Origin of the sequence: Shewanella sp. GD03713 (genome assembly GCF_029843705.1) — a bacterium.
Classification (GTDB): Bacteria; Pseudomonadota; Gammaproteobacteria; order Enterobacterales; family Shewanellaceae; genus Shewanella.
Window position 1 is genome coordinate 1,432,005 of record NZ_JAOCIW010000001.1, and the last position, 14,700, is coordinate 1,446,704.

11 protein-coding genes are annotated in these 14,700 nt (G+C 44.0%); 4 read left to right on the top strand and 7 right to left on the bottom strand.

Going from position 1 to position 14,700, the window contains the following annotated elements:
- Nucleotide 1: 1 nt before the first annotated feature.
- Nucleotides 2-1,123: an efflux RND transporter periplasmic adaptor subunit gene (locus N5E87_RS06390; protein ID WP_086904640.1), complete on the bottom strand. Its 1,122-nt coding sequence runs from the start codon at nt 1,121-1,123 to the stop codon at nt 2-4.
- 136 nt (nt 1,124-1,259) lie between these two features.
- Here N5E87_RS06390 and N5E87_RS06395 point away from each other — a divergent pair, with 136 nt between their 5' ends.
- Nucleotides 1,260-1,880: a TetR/AcrR family transcriptional regulator gene (locus tag N5E87_RS06395; protein WP_069453261.1), complete on the top strand. Its 621-nt coding sequence runs from the start codon at nt 1,260-1,262 to the stop codon at nt 1,878-1,880.
- A 158-nt stretch (nt 1,881-2,038) separates the two neighbouring features.
- Complete coding sequence (locus N5E87_RS06400; RefSeq protein ID WP_069455313.1) at nt 2,039-2,941, top strand: DUF6268 family outer membrane beta-barrel protein; 903 nt, start codon at nt 2,039-2,041, stop codon at nt 2,939-2,941.
- Here the strand turns inward: N5E87_RS06400 and N5E87_RS06405 are convergent, their stop codons facing one another.
- From N5E87_RS06405 to N5E87_RS06420, 4 genes are all read right to left on the bottom strand, one after another.
- Nucleotides 2,942-3,502, bottom strand: a complete 561-nt coding sequence (locus tag N5E87_RS06405; protein ID WP_086904642.1) for a chalcone isomerase family protein — start codon at nt 3,500-3,502, stop codon at nt 2,942-2,944.
- A gap of 92 nt (nt 3,503-3,594) precedes the next feature.
- On the bottom strand, nt 3,595-5,208 hold the full coding sequence (locus N5E87_RS06410) for an IS1634 family transposase (protein WP_218558478.1): 1,614 nt from the start codon (nt 5,206-5,208) through the stop codon (nt 3,595-3,597).
- A 268-nt stretch (nt 5,209-5,476) separates the two neighbouring features.
- Complete coding sequence (locus N5E87_RS06415; protein WP_086904643.1) at nt 5,477-5,956, bottom strand: DUF2947 domain-containing protein; 480 nt, start codon at nt 5,954-5,956, stop codon at nt 5,477-5,479.
- Nucleotides 5,957-6,061: 105 nt separating this feature from the next.
- On the bottom strand, nt 6,062-8,533 hold the full coding sequence (locus N5E87_RS06420; RefSeq protein WP_218558473.1) for a 6-hydroxymethylpterin diphosphokinase MptE-like protein: 2,472 nt from the start codon (nt 8,531-8,533) through the stop codon (nt 6,062-6,064).
- A gap of 349 nt (nt 8,534-8,882) precedes the next feature.
- Here N5E87_RS06420 and pseB point away from each other — a divergent pair, with 349 nt between their 5' ends.
- Both pseB and pseC read left to right on the top strand, forming a co-directional pair.
- Entirely contained in the window at nt 8,883-9,875 is a 993-nt protein-coding gene (gene pseB / locus N5E87_RS06425; protein ID WP_086904946.1) for a UDP-N-acetylglucosamine 4,6-dehydratase (inverting), read from the top strand.
- The gene (pseC, locus tag N5E87_RS06430) at nt 9,875-11,032 is read left to right on the top strand and encodes a UDP-4-amino-4,6-dideoxy-N-acetyl-beta-L-altrosamine transaminase (protein WP_218558472.1); all 1,158 of its coding nucleotides are present in this window, start codon (nt 9,875-9,877) and stop codon (nt 11,030-11,032) included. Before pseB ends, pseC begins: the two co-directional genes overlap by 1 nt.
- Nucleotides 11,033-11,045: 13 nt before the next feature.
- Here the strand turns inward: pseC and N5E87_RS06435 are convergent, their stop codons facing one another.
- On the bottom strand, nt 11,046-12,761 hold the full coding sequence (locus N5E87_RS06435; protein WP_086904900.1) for an acylneuraminate cytidylyltransferase: 1,716 nt from the start codon (nt 12,759-12,761) through the stop codon (nt 11,046-11,048).
- On the bottom strand, nt 12,758-14,674 hold the full coding sequence (locus tag N5E87_RS06440) for a glycoside hydrolase (protein ID WP_218558471.1): 1,917 nt from the start codon (nt 14,672-14,674) through the stop codon (nt 12,758-12,760). The genes N5E87_RS06435 and N5E87_RS06440 overlap by 4 nt, the downstream gene beginning before the upstream one ends.
- Nucleotides 14,675-14,700: the final 26 nt, after the last annotated feature.

The window sequence follows — 14,700 nt, forward strand, 5'->3', positions numbered from 1 at the left end:
ATTACCTCGTCGACGCGATGGAAGAAACGGCTTGGCCCACCACTAACTTATGTAAGCCTTGGGTCACATACTGTTCGTCGGCCTTAATGGCGCCTTGGATGTAGGCCATATCTTGGGTGGTGTAGAGGATATCGACATCGCGACGCTCTATTTGAGTTGAAATGCTATCGGTTGTTGATTGTGAAGGCGGCGTGGTTACATAGATATTCCAGCGGCCGCGGATCCCATCGATAAGTGCCGATACAGGCACCCAATAGCCCGCTTGCTCGACGGTTTGTTGTTGATGCAAATAGGCGATTTCACCGTTGATCACATTGGCATGTTCCGGCAGGCTGATCCTTAGCTGCAGGGTGCGACTAATGGGGTTTACCTCGGCACTGATCCCGGCGATCTTGGCGGTAAATTGCTGATTATGCACGCTCACAGTCACATTCTGCCCATTGACGAATTGCTGAGCGACCGCGACCGGAACACCGATATAGGCTTCGGTATTCACACTGCCGACTAAGGTAAACACTGGGCTGCCTGCGGCGACCACTTCCCCTAGATTGTGTTGTCGTTGGCTGATTATGCCGTCGAAGGGCGCAAGTAGCTGTGATTTATCGCGTTTTAGTTGGTTTGCCCGCTGCGAGGCCAATAATCGTTTTTTGGCAGCTTCGAGACTCGCCAGTTGTGTACGGTTCTCGTCGAGTAACTGCTCTGAGACATAACCCGATTTTTTAAGCTCAAGATTACGGTTGAGGGTGCTGGTGGCAAGGTCGACATCGGCTTGGGTTTGCGCCAGACTTGCTTGGATCTCCTGATGTTCGGCATCGAGCAAGCGGGTATCGAGCGTAGCCAATACTTGCCCTTGCGTCACCCTAGCGCCGCTATCGACAGTTAACTCGCTGAGCTTACCCGATAATTCGAAGCCTACGCCCGTGGTATTACCCGCGCGGATCGTGCCAGTGAATACTTGCTCACTTTGATAGCTAGTCGACAAGCGCAGTGGTGCCGTCGTCACAGTTTGCAATTGCGCAGCATTGGCATGTTCTGTCACTTCCTTTTGACAGGCCGTTAAGGTGGAGACGGCAATCACGCAAACGTAAAATGCACGCCAAAAACGTCGGGCAGCTAGGTCCATTTAAATCCTTCCATGTAACCTTGAGGTTAAGTTTATGTAACTAGACTTGCTAGTCTAGTTGTGCGGAACTAGACTGTCTAGTCTATTTTGTGCTTAACTAACACGAATTAATTATGTTGCTACCTTGAGTGAAGATATGACTCTGTCCTCCAATATCCCGATGAGCCGCAGTGAACAAAAGAAACAGCAAGTGCTGGTGGCGGCCATTGATTTGTTTTGTCGCCAAGGATTTCCCCACACCAGCATGGATGAAGTGGCGAAACAGGCGGGCGTGTCCAAACAAACGGTGTACTCCCACTACGGCAGTAAAGATGATTTGTTTGTGGCGGCGATTGAATCCAAATGCGTTGGCCATAACTTAAATGCCGACTTACTCAGTGACCCAAGCCAACCCGAAGCGACCCTCACCGAATTTGCGCTGCAATTTGGCGAAATGATCGTTAGCCCTGAGGCGATTACCGTATTTAAAGCCTGTGTGGCGCAATCTGAGAGCCACCCTGAAGTTTCAAGGTTGTTTTTTGAGGCGGGGCCACAGCATATGCTTGCGATGCTGACAAAATATTTAGGGGCGGTTGAAGCGCTTGGAGTGTATCGCTTTTCACAACCGCATCACTGCGCGGTACGTTTGTGTTTAATGTTGTTTGGTGAGTTGAAACTCAGGTTAGAGCTGGGACTGGAGACGGAGAGCTTATTGGGGGAGCGTGAGCAGTATATTCGGGGTTGTGCCGAGATGTTCTTAAAAGCCTACCGAGTGTAACAACATTAAGCGGTTGGTATCAGTTTGTATCTTCTTCGAAAAGAGTTTACTTTTGTTTGAAATCGAGCGTATTATCCGCAACAAATGACTTAACAGTAACGCAAGGAGCAGGCGTGACTAAATCACTTGATTCTCGAGTCAGCATAAAGCCCAGCCTAATGTATATAGGATTGGGATTAACGCCTTTTTTAAGTTATGCCGTGTCCGCGGCTGAGGCGCGTCAACCAGCGCAATATAAACCATTTAAGCTGAGCGTATCGCAGATTAGTACCCAGAGTGCATCGGTTGCCAATGGCGATACAGAGTTGCAGCGGGACAGCTTATTACTCAACGCCAGCGTCAATATTCCCCTAGATAAACAGTGGTCTATTGGAATGCGTGTCGGTTACGATAGGCTTGATTACGATTGGCGCAATATCCGTTTAACGGGGGCGAATAACGCCGCTGGCCTGTTTAGTGATGCGGGTGAAACCTGGGAAAATATCGACCGTTATCGCGCGGGCCTATCCCTTAGCTATCGGATGGATAAGCATTGGTCCTTTATGTTGTCGCCACAACTTCAATATGCCTATGCCGATACCGCATCGGCGAGCCATGCGCAGAGTTATGGTGTGGTTGCGTCGGCCATGTATGCCTTCGAGTCGGGCAATATGCTCGGTTTTGGCGTTGCGTATTTAAACGATATTGATGAAGTACGCACTATGCCTTATCTGGCGGTGAGTTGGCAGATTAATGATCGTTGGCGGTTAGCGAACCCATCCCAAGCGGGATTTAGTGGCCCTGCGGGTTTGGAGCTGAGTTATCAAGTGAGCCCTGCATGGAATGTTGGCTTTGGTAATTCACGTCGCACCGAGCGATTTTTAGTCGCCGATAAGGATACCGTGGTAGAGACTAACGAGTGGGTGAGTTATCTGCGTGCCGGTTGGCAAGCTACGCCGGCCATTGCGCTGAATCTTTACGCGGGTTACTACTTCAATGGTGAATTGGAAGTCACCCATCAAGCGGCGCTCGACATCGATAACCAAGGCGCTGCCGCCTTGGATCTCGAGTTCCGATTTTAATTACTGGCCCAGCATGGCCTCTTTGAGGCTCTTCTGGGCTGGTTTTTCCCCTAGCCAAATTTTAAGTAAGGCTTGGCGGAACATTTCCCCTTCAATCGTGGCTTGTTCTTGGCCATTTTTATAGGCGGTAACGCCACGGCTTTTGTTGGCGACCAAGGTGAATTGGTCGCCTTCTTTGATTTCATCCTTAAATAGCGCCATAAAGGCGTCAATTTGTGGCTGAATGTCGGTCGTATTATCGGCGGTCGCGTGCTCAAAACCTTCGGTTATCGCATCACGCATTTTCTCGGAAGTAATCATTCCTGACGTAATATTGAGGCGAATCGCCGCAACCGGGGCATTGATCACCTCGGTCATGGTTTTGCTCGGGGTGGGGACATACAGGCTACCCACATACAAATCCATGAAGAACTTGCTGCGAACACCAACGCCATTCAATTGTAGCGCCTGAGCGTTGAGCGTGATGCTGTCGGCAACTTGGATACCAGAGACTTCATTAGCTTGGGTGAATAGCGGAAAAAGCAAAGCGGTAGTGAGCGTTAAGGTTGAGAGTAACTTCATCATACACCTCATATTTTTTTAGTTATGGTCGCTGAGCGTATCCATGGGATTGACGGCTCAAACGAAGATTAATCCGACATTCCGCACCTGATTTAGGAATAAATTTGCCGATAGCGTTCACCTAACACGTCGAGAATGATCTGCTGGTCGGCCGTTAGCCCCGTGACCTGAGGTGGCGCCTCTCCTAACTGGTACTCGTGTACCCCGCCAAAGCGTAAAAAGATCCAGCGCGCAGTTGGTTTTTGCGTGGGTTTCTTTTTCATGTCCGCCACACTGCGATTCTGCTCTACTAAGCCCTGCCGGATACGGTGCTCCAGCGCCGCATAAATCATCAGGCTACAGGTCATCACCATCAGTAATGCTTCGATACGTTCTGGTTTTTTAAGATACAACGACGAGGTTAAAAATTCGGGACTTTTCAGAAAGCGAAACCCACGCTCGACGTTCTGCTGGGCTTTATAGATTGCCAACAGCTCAGCCATGGTGAGCGTTTCACTGTGATCATTGGTCGCGAGGATGAACACCCCAGTCTGGTTGCGTGCCTCTGCTACCCGCGCCAAGCTACTTGCGGCTAACCCCTTGATGTGAAATTGGTAGCTCACCGGCACTTCACCCTTTTGCGGCCTTCCGCGCCCAGCATAGAGAGGTTCACTCACGACCTCTGCTTCCAGTTGCAGCAGATTTAAGTTGGCTGCAAAACGGGCTAATTCAGCCTGCGCATCGGCCTCGCAGGCAAAACGCTGAGCACATAATTTGCCAAAGGCTTTCAGCTCACGCGTGCTGTCTTTCAGTAGGTTTTTGGCTAATGTTTGCTGCTCACGGTGGCTAGCCTGTTCGCTGCGCACCAGCAACCAACGCTGCGCGACGTCGGCATAATTGGCGCTTTGCCAACAGCCATGATAGCCATTGCCCAGCGCAACCAGCGACTGGGTGCCAATGGTTGCCACGGCTCGCTTGGCCTCATTGAGGGTGACAGGCACACGAGTCACGAACAACTGTTGCTGTTGTGCCAGTAGTTGCAAGGTGTCGGTGCAATACAGCGCCGCATCGCCGACCAGATAACGACTCTCCTGCGCGGCCTTGAGACTGCTCAAGTGGCGCCGTACGGTCTGGGCAAAGGCCTTGGTATCATTACTATTGCCACTCAAGGCTTGCATATAAATGGGCAGGCCGGCTTGATTTTCGCAGATAAGTTCCAGGATAACCTGGTTTAGCTCTGGCCGGTGGTCGCGGCTGTAGCCCCGTACCAATTGCAACTTACCGAGCTGTTCGCCATCGACTTGGTCATAGGCACCATCGACGTGGAAACTGGTGATATCGAGGTGTACTGCGGTACTTTTGAGCTCCAATCGCTCGACGACCTGTTCCGCCATCACCTGATAAAGCGTGCTGACATCGGCCTCAAAGAGGGCATCAAGGCAGCGGCCGAGCACGTCATCATTTAGGTCATCGGCACAGATCCCAGGGCCAATCAGACGCTCTACAGGCTTGTTGGCAAAGAATTGCGGGAACATGTGCAAGGTGGAGCTATGAAAGCCAAGACCATTCAGAATCATCGCCACCAAGGCTTCACCATGTGAAACTTTGTAGGGCGGCGTTTTGGGGAGCACCGCATCAATCATGCGAGCAATGCCGAGTTCTTGGCAGAGTGCAGCGACCAAACCAAGGTGGTCGAGGTTACGAATAGCGATAGCGGGAGTGGCCATAATGATCTACCTGCAAAAAGTAGTAATAGATCAGAATGGCCGATCGCCGTCAAGTTTTTTTAAATCGAAAATTAGGTGCGGAATGACGGATTAATCTGTTGATTGCCAAGCGATACTAATCGAAACCAAAGGGGAGCGATAGCCTAATCTGTACAAGCTATCGCTTAGGAGGTAAATCAAGTTGGGCTGCTTTCTTTTGAGGGACAGCTTAAAAAAGTAAAAAGTCGGAATTATTGGTTTGAGCCATTCGACTTATTGGCAGATGTGGTTAGCCACGAACACCTAATTTATATTGGCCATTTTGTTCAAACATCACCGCTTGTTTTTGCTTAGGGGAGATCAGAATTGGGCCATCATCGAAAAACAGAAAGCACTTCCAGTTGCGGACAAAGACATCCCAACGAGTCTCAATCACTTGATATTTTTCGTAGCAAAAATAGACCTGAGTATCGTCTGGCCACTGGATAAACTCGGCCAACATTTCGGGTAGGCTATTATCTTCACTGTCCCACGCACTCTGCCAATGATCCGTTTTGACCCATGCGTTGGCTTTAGCGGCCCAATCCCCTTTAGTAAACTGCTCGGCACGGCTACTTTTATTGCTAATCCACTGATTCCAAATCAGCATGGCGCTTTTGTCCGTCAGCGGCAGAATGCCAGTCTTGTCATCATCGCTTACAGGCAAGTCCTTGTGGTTAAAAATCCACTTTCGGCGATAGTTATCTAAAGGTATATAGGTATGAGCCAAAAAAGGTCTCCTAGGAAATGGGAAAATTGAAACGGGCTCATTATAAGATGTGAAGTGCTAATAATAAAACCACCGAGCGGAGATATTGCCGCTCGGTACCATAGTCTATTGAGCTTCAGTGATGATACGGGTTAGTTCGGCCACATAATGCTGCGCCACCTGATTATCAGGAGCAGCTTTTAAGGCATTTGAAAACGCGGTGTGTGCTCCCTCCGCTTGACCTAGCTCAACCATGAATAAACCAAGTTTTATCCAAGTCTGCGTATCTGAAGGATATTTTTCTAAGTAGTCTAGATAGACGTTGACTGACTCTTGGATTTTTCCCCGGAGCTTAAGGATATGCGCATACTGCGGCATGTACTCGTCACTGTGGGTCAAAATTTTGACAAGGGTATCTTCCGCAAGCTCAAGTTTACTTAATTTCAGTGCAAGTAAAATAATATGCTTTAACTCCATTTCCGTACAGAGTTCTTCGGGTAATGCAAGCAATGCATCTAATGCTTGTTGAGGTTGCTGTTCAAGACAAAGTTGAAACGATAATGCAAGATGGTATAGCCGCTTAGCTTCTGGATCTTTTTCGGTTAAAGGCATAAGGTTATGAGTTAATAATGCTAAGCCTTGATGACTTTTCGATTTGTTCAATCGCAATATTTTAGTATAAACGTGCTCCATTGCGGAGCCTGTATTAAGTGCTTCAACATAGACTTGTCTCACTTGAGTTAAGCTAAGCTGGTATAGATTATTTAGTTTCGTCCAAAGTAATTTTTCATCTGCTGAGAATGAATAGTCAGGATGCATCCTTTTCCATATAAAGCACCTTCCTGGTTGATTATCTCTTTTCCATTGCTCTGCTAATGTATTAAATGGAGTAGTTTTCAGCTCGTTTATTCTATCTTGCAGTTTGTTACAAGCACTTTCTACTAGTTTAAAAACTTGATCACAGCTAGACAAAAATGCCTCATAGTATCTTTCTGTCATTTGGTTTATTTGCGGTTGCATCCAGCTTTCTACCTCTCGAGTTGTTAAGAATTTAGAGAATTCGAAGTAACCATAAAACTTGATTAGCTGAGATAGATTTTTATATTTTTTGTTTATTTTTAACTCAATTTTATCTATTTTTTCAAGAGTGCTTGATGATTTTTTTGAGTCTAAGTTAAGTTTTGACGCGAGTTTTTTTGCCTCAGTGATTAAATACTGTAACTTGATAAGTTCATTTCTAATTTTTTTACACTCAAAATAAGCTTTGTTTAGGTCATTTTCTTTTATAGTGTTAAATTGACTATCCGATAGTAGTTTGCTTTTCTCTAGAGGGGGAAGTGTTATTTCTTTTGTGGGTTGATGGGTAATTCCCTCAATACATGCTGCATTTGATGATAAATTGATTATATCAACATGAGGGTAGGTTTTTGCTTCATTTTCAAGTGACTCCATTGCTTGCTTAAGTTGGATTAAGGTCTCTGCTTGGTAACCGGCATAAGTGCTTACCCATAATGTATCGTGCCCTAAACTCGGCCCCAAACTTGCTTCAACTGTACCGCTGGCGTGACTATATCCAGATTTTGAATAACAAAAATCCACGCCACTTAACAAGACCTGCTTGAATCCCATTTCTATAGCCAAACGTACTGCACTATTCGTGACTGTTGGTCCGACAGTCGGTATGTTGTCAAAGTCTTTATCATTATTCCAAGGAAAACGTTGCCCCATATAATAACAATCACCTTGCCATTGAGATAATACTTTAGGATTGACGTGATATGAGTGTACAAGTAGTGACTCCTCGTTTAATTCAAACATACCTCTACTGACATCAAAGCTAAAATCTTGAGGGTCTACACAGACAACAATATCAACATTTATACCAAACCTTGCAAGCTTTCCTGCTATCCTTGATACAGCGATTACATATAAACTATTTTGATTTTCCTTTATCCATTGAATGGCGTCATCAAGTGATGGACCACCCGCGATAACAATGCAAGTCATTTCTCTATGTGTATTTCTAAGTTCTTTTGCTTGCGTATGATTATCTGCAATGTTTTCTAATTGACTTCTTACAAATATTTTTTGTGTAAAGTTAACGCTGTTGTCAAAATATTCATTCTGTAATCTAGATTCAACAGTGTTTAGTAATGTGTTGTAATCATCAATATGACGAGAGGATACAGAAGATGAAGGAATTAACCAGTATTCACCTTTTGCAATGAAGAGTTTGATATCATCTTGCTTAAATAGTTCATCTAAGCCAGATTCATCAATGATAACGAGTTTACTTCTCAACTTACTAGGAATATCAATGAGTAATAAAGGTAAAATAGTAGATAATTCAATAAAAACAAATTTACTACCATCTGGAATACCTTCTTTTAGTTCAAGTATATAGTTAGCCAGCAGACCTGAGTCCATACCGATAATTATGTTTAACTTATCTTTTTGGTTGAAAAGTGTTCCAAATTTCCTATCGTAGAAGGTTCTTGAGTCGATTCCCTCGAATGTATTGCGATTGACACTGGGTAAGTAGTACTCATTAAAGCGACTAATAGCAAAATTATTCAAAATGTTAGATTGTAATTGCATGGAATTCTTACCCTAATGAGCAATTGAAGCTAGTGGTTATAACTACATGAGACTATGTCATCGCGATGCTTGCAAGCAATCTCTATACCAACGGTTAATTGACGCAGTTCATGTAACTCTAGTCGAAAATGAAAAGCGGACAAATGTTACCCTAATCGCAATTGAACTATGAAAAACTACATATATTATATATAGTTGCCTATAATAGACTTCATTGGTTACACCATGTTGTCAACATGTGTTTATGCACAGAGTTGGCAAGAATCTTGTATGGTTACCGTACTGATGTATTTAATCATAAGTGTCGCAAGTAGTTAATTGAAGCTAACAATCTTGAGTGGGGAACTCTATGTTTGATAATAAAACAATTTTGATTACTGGTGGCACAGGGTCATTTGGACAAAAATACACCAAAACCATTCTTGAACGATATAAGCCAAAACGCTTGATCATTTTCTCTCGTGATGAACTAAAGCAATATGAGATGCAGCAGGTCTTTAATGCCCCTTGTATGCGTTATTTCATTGGTGATGTGCGTGATGGTGACCGTCTCAAACAAGCATTTAAAGATGTGGATTTTGTAATCCACGCTGCCGCACTTAAGCAGGTACCTGCGGCAGAATATAATCCTATGGAGTGTATTAAAACTAACATCCATGGGGCTGAAAATGTCATTCGGGCTGCAATCAGTAATAATGTTGTCAAGGTTATTGCACTATCAACTGATAAAGCGGCAAGCCCGATTAATCTCTATGGCGCGACAAAGTTAGCGTCAGATAAGCTGTTTGTTGCTGCAAACAACGTCGTCGGAGATGGTAAAACACGATTCGCTGCAGTCCGCTACGGTAACGTCGTGGGTTCGCGAGGATCGGTTGTTCCTTTTTTTAAGCAATTAATTGCAAATGGAGCTAGTTCATTACCTATTACTCATCCAGATATGACGCGATTTTGGATCACCCTTCAAGATGGTGTCGATTTTGTGCTAAAGAATTTTTCCCGTATGCAAGGGGGGGAGATCTTCGTGCCAAAAATTCCTTCTATTCGTATTACCGATCTTGCTGCAGCCTATGGACCGAGTTTAGAACAAAAAATTGTAGGAATTCGTCCAGGGGAAAAAATGCATGAGGTAATGTGTCCAGGGGATGATTCACACCACACCATAGAATTTGACGACCATTTTGTTATTACTCCAAGTATTCGTTTTTTTGGCCGTGAAACGGATTTTTGTACAAATGCTTTAGGAGAAAAGGGGCAAGCAGTATCTATGGGGTTTGAATATAACTCTGGCACTAACCCTCATTTTTTGACTCAGGATGAAATCCTCAAACTGGATGCCGTTTAATGATTCCCTATGGACGACAAGACATCAATCAAGCTGATATTGATGCTGTGGTTGAAGTACTTCAATCTGATTATTTAACTCAAGGTCCAAAGGTACCTGCATTTGAGTCAGCAGTTGCTTCCTATTGTTCAGCTCGCTATGGCGTAGCTGTAAATAGTGCAACTTCTGCTCTACATATTGCATGTCTTGCTCTAGGTGTTGGGCCAAAAGATATAGTATGGACTTCCCCCATTACTTTTGTGGCTTCGGCAAATTGTGCGCTTTATTGCGGTGCTAAGATAGATTTTGTTGATGTCGACCCCTACAGTGGAAATATGTGCCCTCAGGCATTGGCACTTAAATTGGCACAGGCTGCTCTAACAGGTACTATGCCAAAAGTTGTTATACCAGTGCATCTTTGTGGCCATTGCTGTGATATGGAATCCATTGCTAGGCTTGCTAAACAGTATCAATTCAAAGTGATTGAGGATGCTTCCCATGCTATTGGTGGGAACTTGCATGGACATAGAATTGGCAGTGGTTATTACAGTGACATTACCATTTTCAGTTTCCATCCCGTAAAAGTGATCACTAGCGCGGAAGGTGGCATGGCGCTGACAAATAACTCGGAACTTGCGTATAAGATGCAGTTATATCGAAGTCATGGGATCACTCGGAATATGGCTGATATGATGCGCCCCCAAGAAGGTGCTTGGTATTATGAGCAGCAAGTTTTGGGATTTAATTATCGCATGACAGATTTACAAGCTGCTTTAGGATTATCGCAATTAGCAAGATTGGATGAATTCGTTGTAACGCGTAATGAACTTGCGAAAGTTTACGATAATGCTCTGAGTGGTGAGAATATTCGTTTTGTGGCTCCGCTGGATAACAGCTTAAGTGCTCGTCATCTATACATCATCCAATTGGAAGATATGCGGCAACGACGTGAGTGTTTTGAATACATGCGCTTAAAAGGGATTCTAGTTAATGTTCATTATTTTCCTGTACATCTCCAACCCTATTACCTCAATCTAGGTTTTAATGAGGGAGATTTTCCCCATGCAGAATCCTTCTATCAGCGGATATTGACTTTACCCCTTTATCCTATAATGACTGCTTCTGAACAGCAGTGTGTTATCACTGCATTGTGCGAAAGTTTATCTGCAGTTAGATGACCATTTGAACTCTTCATTTCAACAGCTTTTCGATACCATCCATTAACGCATTTATTCCTTGATGAGACTTGAAAACTCTAGTTGCTTCATTTTGGAGTGCTTGCCTTAATGTTAGGTCGGAAAGAAGTTGCAGCAGCAAGTTACTCGCTTCATGCAATGTGTTGCTCACAAGGCAACAATGCGCTGCTTTCAGTGCATTGAGTTCGTCTTCTTCGCAAAGGTGTTTAGGTGGCAACAGTATCGTTGCCGCCTTTCCATAAATTGATTCAAAAAGTGATAATCCATAGCAGCTTAAAATGATCTCAGTTTCTGCTATGAGGGATTTAAGATTACTAGGATCTTGTTTCACAATAATATTTGAGTTTTCACTCAGCTTTGGAGTTGTGGCGAGTGGTCCTTGCACCCAAATAATTGGCCAATCGGTTTCGATTGAATCCAATAATTTGGGTAAAGTTTGGCCGTACCCTAGGGCGTCACTGCCACCAGTGAGAACTAAAATTTGAGGTTTTTTATTAACTTCTGGCAAGGCATTAAAGAGATAGTTACTCCAACCCGCGGAGATTTTTGGATGATGGGCTGGACGATTAAAACTAGGAACAAACAGCCAATCGAGCCCCTCAAGTAATGGTGCCATTTTATCAATCCCAACCCGTTTTACCCCACGTTGGGTTAATAGGGTCAACGCGTTAGAAAATTTAGCCAGATTGATATAGTCAGGGTGAAAATCGAGTATGACGAATTGACTTTGGTCTTCACTAAGGGCGCAAAGTAAGTCCTGTTGATTTTCATACCATATCACTTTCGAACTTGAATTGATTCTTTTAGTTGTTTCATTATAGGTATGAATACTTGTTCCAATCCCAAGTTGTTCCTGCAATGCATCGGCAATTAATTCTGAACGTTTAAAATGGCCTAAACCAATATTGGGCCCTAAATGGCAATAAATGCTAGCTTTTGCATAACTTCGTTCTGCAACCTTTTGTTTTACATGGGCATTGATTGCGACTAGCGCTTTATCTTTAAGTAATTGTTCCTGTACCCAACTTAGACTAACAATACTGTCAATAGAAGAAGTGTTATACCAGCGACGGTAGATTTCGACCATAAATCGATAGTCAGCTTGAGTGTCTACAGAAATTCTATGATTTACTTGCCCATAATCATCGCTGTCATCAATGGAGAGTACCGTTAATACAGGATTCAGTTTGTTACCATAGCCGACATGTTCTCTCGACATTGCGCAGTTGCTGACTGCCATAAGCTTATTCCAGCCGGCCACCGCATAAAAAGACATACCTTCGTGGAGTGAGGTCACTTCTGATTTGAGTGCAATCGTGTCTTTATCAGAGGCTATTAAGGCTTTAAGTGCATGCTCAATAAAATCGGGGTCTATGAGTGGGCAGTCTCCACAAATATAAACAATAAAATCCGGTTGTTGCCGCTTAATAATGACATCGAGCCTGCCCATTAAATCATTAACGTCCCCACCAAAGGGGGTGCAGGGCAAATGTTGTGTCCTCGCCCAATCAATAAGAGGCTGATTGAATTCATCGGCGGTAGTGGCAAGCTCAATAGTATCGATGGTTTTACATACTTTGAGTCGAGTCAAAATATGGCTGATAAGGGGAGCGGTATTCCCTTCAGCGTCGCATGCCAATGGCAATAAATGTTTACCTGCAAGGCGACTTGAGTTAAGCCGAGCACCGATAATTGCAAGTATTTTAGTCATAGGTGTACACGTTCCGGTGATATGCGATAGGTGAAATCGAGCAAGTCGCCGCCTTCCTTTAAGGTTTCATCTGCTTCGACTAATGAAAACCACAATCTGTTGAGATATTTATTGTCGATTTTTTTACTCGAAATCATAGGAAGTGCCGCACATTTGGCAGGATCCCAAGTGAGCTTGATACCTAATTCACTGCTGCCAAAACAAATTGTCCCTGAGGTTGCACCTATTGCACTTGTTGCTGAAACGATGGAGGAAACTGGAGTTCCTTGATCCATATCTGTATGAATTTGGAAGAACTCCTCCAACTCTCCGCCCAGATTTGTCTGATACCAAGCTCTATTATCACAACGGAGGAGTGTTATAAATCCGAGCCTAACCGAGGCTTCAGGACGGTGCTTTTCCTCAAAGAAGAATCCTGTGTGTAGGGTTTCATCCTCGATACGATACCATTTTATGATGACGCCACTTTTTAATGATTGACGGCAATAAATCACTAAATGGCCCTCTGCACAGCCTAATTCATAATTCACTCGATTGAGATCGGTGACACGATCACGTGCACGAAATCGTTCCATCAACAAATGATTAGAGTAGAAATCAGCACCATAACTAATATGGTCGAAGTAACCGTGGGATAAGGTACCAAGGACAGGTTCAAAGTCGTGGGACTTAAAGGCTAATTTATCCATAGCCAACCCACGGTTACCATTTAGGCTTAGGTGTACCTTAGGGGTACGAATATGCAAACGACGTCTTTCTGCATCGTAATCAATCTGAATATCTGGATGGTTTTTCCATGGCTCAAAAAACGGCCGATTTACGGTAACAGACTCTAAATTCAATAATTGATATCGTTTTGCAGTGAGGTGGGTACGTAGATCGCTAGCCCACATACGGCAAAGTGAACGCCAGTCTTGTTCTGTTGATTGGGGATTTTGCTCAAGCTTAGTCAATTTAGCAAAGCATTGGCTATTGAGTTTCAGGTCATTGCGGCCACTTAATCCCCAGCGGCTTATATTATATTTTGCTTGTTTTTTTACCGATACAGGATGCTCAGCATTAGTGAGTGTTAAGGCATCCGATTCTTGCCAAAACTTAAGAATTTGCTCAGGTAACTGCCAACGATACTTATTCATCTCTGCAAGAGTATTGAAAAGGATGGCAATCCGCTGCCATTCCCCCTCAACTTGGTCTGCTTCAGTCTGATAGCGGCCAGGACGAAAATCAAAGACTTCGGCGTCACTGCCATAAACAGGAAAGGCTAGCATTCCGGGTTTCAATATTTTAACGAGATAGTTCAGATAATCTTCGAGAGTTAATTCGCCATGAACATAGCGTTGAAATTTTTGGAAAGCAATTGCATGGTTCCATATTACTTTAATGGTTCTACCACTCGTCGCTTTTAAACTCTGCGGTCGGTCTAACAATGTGTTAGGCCAGTTTGAATTATGGGAGTAAGGATTGTCCCACTCTACCACTACGGCTTCAAAACCTTGGTCAATGTAGACATCCAATAGACCTGCGGAAACAGCCTGCTCATTAATATATGCAATTTTAGGACGCACACCAAGCAAGTTTTGATAGGTATCCTGACCGAGACGGAGATTAGCCTGATTGACTTTTGCAGGAACTAAAGGCCCTATAATTTGGCTATCACCGCTGGCGATGATCTCACACATTCCTTGTTGAATTAACTGCTTAAATTCGTTAATCCATGAGGGGTCTACCTGCAGAACAGCTTCAAGAGTGTAGGCTGTCATCTCTATCCCAAGGGGAATGCCGTTTTGAGCTAGTTTTAATAATGGCCAATAACATCGTTCGATTACATTCGGATGTTGTTCAATTTCGATAGAGGAAAAGGCCAAGTTTAAATGGAACACTGTATATAGTGCGACGGATTGACCTTTTGGCATTTTCGGTTACACCTTAATTGTTAAAT